3 protein-coding genes are annotated in these 3833 nt (G+C 42.9%); all 3 read left to right on the top strand.

All coding sequences use genetic code 11. The features are described 5' to 3' along the window. The first annotated feature begins 709 nt into the window (after positions 1-709). Positions 710-1144: an ABA4-like family protein gene (locus EA341_RS00440; protein WP_293010710.1), complete on the top strand. Its 435-nt coding sequence runs from the start codon at positions 710-712 to the stop codon at positions 1142-1144. A 2-nt stretch (positions 1145-1146) separates the two neighbouring features. Beyond that, positions 1147-1887, top strand: a complete 741-nt coding sequence (locus tag EA341_RS00435) for a hypothetical protein (protein ID WP_293010709.1) — start codon at positions 1147-1149, stop codon at positions 1885-1887. Positions 1888-2029: 142 nt separating this feature from the next. After that, positions 2030-3508 (top strand): IMP dehydrogenase, encoded by a 1479-nt coding sequence (gene guaB, locus EA341_RS00430; RefSeq protein ID WP_293010708.1) that lies wholly within the window; start codon positions 2030-2032, stop codon positions 3506-3508. The last annotated feature ends 325 nt before the right edge of the window (positions 3509-3833 follow it).

Raw genomic sequence — 3833 nt, 5'->3', positions numbered from 1 at the left:
AGAATTCATCCTTCCGCCAAAAACAGGGAAGCTAAATGCTATTTTAGCTGTTCTACAAAGACAATCTGTGTGAGTCTGTGGGTATGTAGATTAGCCACAAAGGCGCTAAGACACAAAGAAAATAGATGTGACTTTTTAACAAATCCTCAAATCAAATATATCTGCGCAATCAGCGGGAAAACATAATTGCGGAACTTAGCCCGGATACCGAAATGGTAAAAAATCCCCCATATGGTCCAGGCAGAATCTGTAGAGACCTGTGGTTAAATAATCACTTTAGAATATTCGTGTAGACACCAACATCGGCGTGAAACCTATCCTCCAGTAATGACCCCGAAAGGGGTCAAATCATGAGTAACCCCGGGTTGCCACCCGGGGATAATGAATAGCCAAAGTCTATTGGTTTTTGGCCGGAAGAAGTAAAAGAAAGAATTCATCCTTCCGCCAAAAACAGGGAAGCTAAATGCTATTTTAGCTGTTCTACAAAGACAATCTGTGTGAGTCTGTGGGTATGTAGATTAGGCGCTAAGACACAAAGAAAATAGGTGTGACTTTTTAACCCTTAGCGCCTTCGCGGCAAAACAAATCCTCAGATAAGGAAGGAGCGACTTCATAATTCCTTCTTTTTCAACATGAAATCTTATTTGGTCCTCCACTGGGTTGTATTTGAAAATATTTGAGTAAATTCAATCAACCCAACACCAAACTTATGTCTTTAGAAACTGTCTTTTCAATTGTCAGCGGTATTGCCTTTTTTTCATGGATAGTACTCTTTGTATTTTATGCCCATAAATGGGTCTATACAGTTTTGTTTTCAGGTGTGCTGATTGTATTGTCGCTTACCTATCTCAACTTCATCATCCAGGGAATGAGCGGGGCAGAAGAAGGAGGCTTCAGCACCTTGGCTGAAGTTCGTGCTTTGTTTGGCTCAGACCAAGCCTTGTTGGCGGGATGGATACACTACCTGGCTTTTGATCTCTTTGTAGGGATGTGGATCGCCCAAGATGCCTGGAAACTGGATATCAATCGCTGGGTGATGCTTCCCTGCCTGCTTTTGACCTTTATGCTGGGACCAGTAGGGCTGCTGACTTATTTTATCCTCAGAGGAATAAAATCCCATACCTTACTTCAATCACCTTATTGACCATGGTAGCCCTGCACAAGATATTTCGCAGAAACAGGGCCCTAGCATGGTTTGGATTGATCAATTTTGCCTGCTTTTTGATTTTTTTGCTGCTCTCCTTATTCGATCAGAGACAGCTTTTGGGTATCAGCGTCTGGATAAAGCCGATGAAATTTGCCATATCTATAGGAATTTTCAGTTGGACCATGTCTTGGTTGCTTCACTATATACCTCAGGTGAAAAAAGCCAAAATCATCACTTGGTTGATCATCAGCATGATGTCTTTAGAATTGCTCATCATTTCATTTCAAGCTGCTCGGGGAGTTACCTCTCACTATAATGTGGCCACTGTTTTTGACCTAAGCCTTTTCAATACCATGGGTGTGGCCATAGTAATGAATACCCTGGCCGTATTTTGGGCCTTTATGCTCTTCAGAAAAGTGCATACACTTCCATCTGGATACAAGTTAGCCATACAGTTAGGCATGCTGATTTTTGTTATAGCCAGTTTGGAAGGCTTTGTAATGGTGGGTAAAATGAGTCATACTGTGGGCGCTCCGGACGGGCAAGAAGGGATTTTCTTTCTGAACTGGGCAAAAAAATACGGTGATTTGAGGATTGCACATTTTGTAGGCCTTCATTCCCTTCAGGTTTTGCCTCTCTTCGGATGGTATTTTGCCAAGGAAAACACTAGGCGGGTTTGGCTTTTTGCCCTGATGTATTTTGCATTTTCTCTGGGATCTTTCTGGCAGGCTTTTCTCTAAAATCAGACAAATCAGAATAAAATTCTATTTTCAAAGGGATATTTAAGGAAAACTTTAATTTATTTCTTGAGTAGTTTGATTCGCATATGAATTTAATAGTATCTTTGACGGGCAAATAGGGTTACCATTACCAATATTTGCCATGAACAGAAACTCAGATAAATTTCTTTTCGAAGCACTCACCTACGACGACGTGCTTCTTGTGCCAGGATACTCAGAAGTCCTTCCGCGCGACACAGATACCTCCTCCCAACTTACCAAAAACATCAGGCTGAACATTCCTTTGGTCTCTTCTGCTATGGACACTGTCACAGAAGCAGAATTGGCTATTGCCATGGCTTTGGAAGGTGGACTGGGATTTATCCACAAAAACATGTCTATTGAAAAACAGGCTGCACAGGTAAGGAAAGTGAAACGTTCCCAATCTGGAATGATCCTAGACCCCATCACCCTGAATATCAATGCCAAAGTCCGTGATGCCGAGAAAATCATGAGCGAATACCATATAGGAGGGATTCCTGTGGTAAATGAAGACAGAACCCTAATGGGTATCATCACCAACCGTGACCTGAGGTTCATCAAAGACCTCAATAGAGATATCAAAGAAATTATGACCAAGGATAAGCTGATCACTGCCAAAGCGGGGATCACCTTGGAGCAAGCCGAAGAGGTATTGCAGGAATTTAAAATAGAAAAACTTCCTATAGTAGACGAAGACAACAAGCTTACGGGGCTCATCACATATAAGGATATATTGAAGCGACGTGACAAACCTCATGCCTGCAAGGATGAGTACGGAAGACTTCGTGTGGGTGCTGCGGTAGGCGTGACGGCCGATTTGGTGGAAAGGGTAGAGGCTTTGATGAATGCCGGAGTGGATGTGGTTTCCATAGACACGGCACATGGACATTCAAAAGGTGTCATCGATGCCTGCAGGAAAATCAAGCAAGCCTTCCCTAACCTCGATGTGATTGTAGGAAATATCGCTACCCCTGAAGCGGCAATAGCTTTGGCAGAAGTTGGGGCTGATGCAGTCAAGGTCGGTGTAGGACCAGGATCTATCTGTACTACCCGTGTGATTGCGGGTGTAGGTGTACCTCAACTTTCAGCAGTATTTGAATGTGCTGAAGCATTGAAAGGCAAAGGGGTTCCTGTGATTGCAGATGGTGGCATCAGGTATTCCGGAGATTTGGTAAAGGCAATAGCTGCAGGTGCAGGTTCTATCATGATAGGATCACTTTTGGCTGGTACGGAAGAAGCTCCTGGAGAAATGTTGATATTCGAAGGCAGAAAGTTTAAAACCTACAGAGGAATGGGTTCTTTGGAAGCCATGGAATCCGGATCCAAGGACCGTTATTTCCAGGATGCTGAAGACAATATCAAAAAATTAGTTCCTGAAGGCATTGTAGGCCGAGTGGCATACAAGGGCTTGGTATCTGAAGTCCTTTACCAATTGGTGGGTGGCTTACAGGCAGGAATGGGTTACTGTGGTACAAAGACGATTGAATCGCTTCAAAAAGATGGGAAGTTTGTGAAGATCACCGCTGCAGGGGTAAAAGAATCCCATCCACATGATGTTAGTATTACCAGAGAAGCACCAAACTACTCTGCGAAAATGTAGGAAAGGCCTGATATATGATTTTGCCACAAAGGCGCTAAGACACAAAAGACTTTGTGCCTATGCTATTATTGAAGTAATTTAAAATGGGTGATATGCTTTCAGGGCGTATCACCTTTTTTTATTTATTCATGCCGATAAATGAGGATTGGTTCACGCGGAGGAAGCAAAGAAGCCAAGGATCGCAAAGATGTCCATAGAACATGAAGAGAAATAAAAGCTTCACCTTGTCATGTTGAACGTAGTGAGACATCTTTAAATGGTTCACGCTAAGACGCAAAGACGCTAAACTTGTCCCGAAAATCGGGAGGGTCGCAAAGAAAATTTA

The organism is Mongoliibacter sp., from assembly GCF_007692705.1.
Lineage (GTDB): Bacteria > Bacteroidota > Bacteroidia > Cytophagales > Cyclobacteriaceae > Mongoliibacter.
The sequence above is the reverse complement of the archived record's forward strand: the minus strand, read 5'-3'. Positions and strand labels throughout refer to the sequence as shown.

What these genes read in the sequence shown, in the direction of transcription:
- EA341_RS00440 (WP_293010710.1), top strand. Translation starts at nt 710, where the DNA reads ATGTCTTTAGAAACTGTCTTTTCAATTGTCAGCGGTATTGCCTTTTTT.
- EA341_RS00435 (WP_293010709.1), top strand. Translation starts at nt 1,147, where the DNA reads ATGGTAGCCCTGCACAAGATATTTCGCAGAAACAGGGCCCTAGCATGG.
- guaB (WP_293010708.1), top strand. Translation starts at nt 2,030, where the DNA reads ATGAACAGAAACTCAGATAAATTTCTTTTCGAAGCACTCACCTACGAC.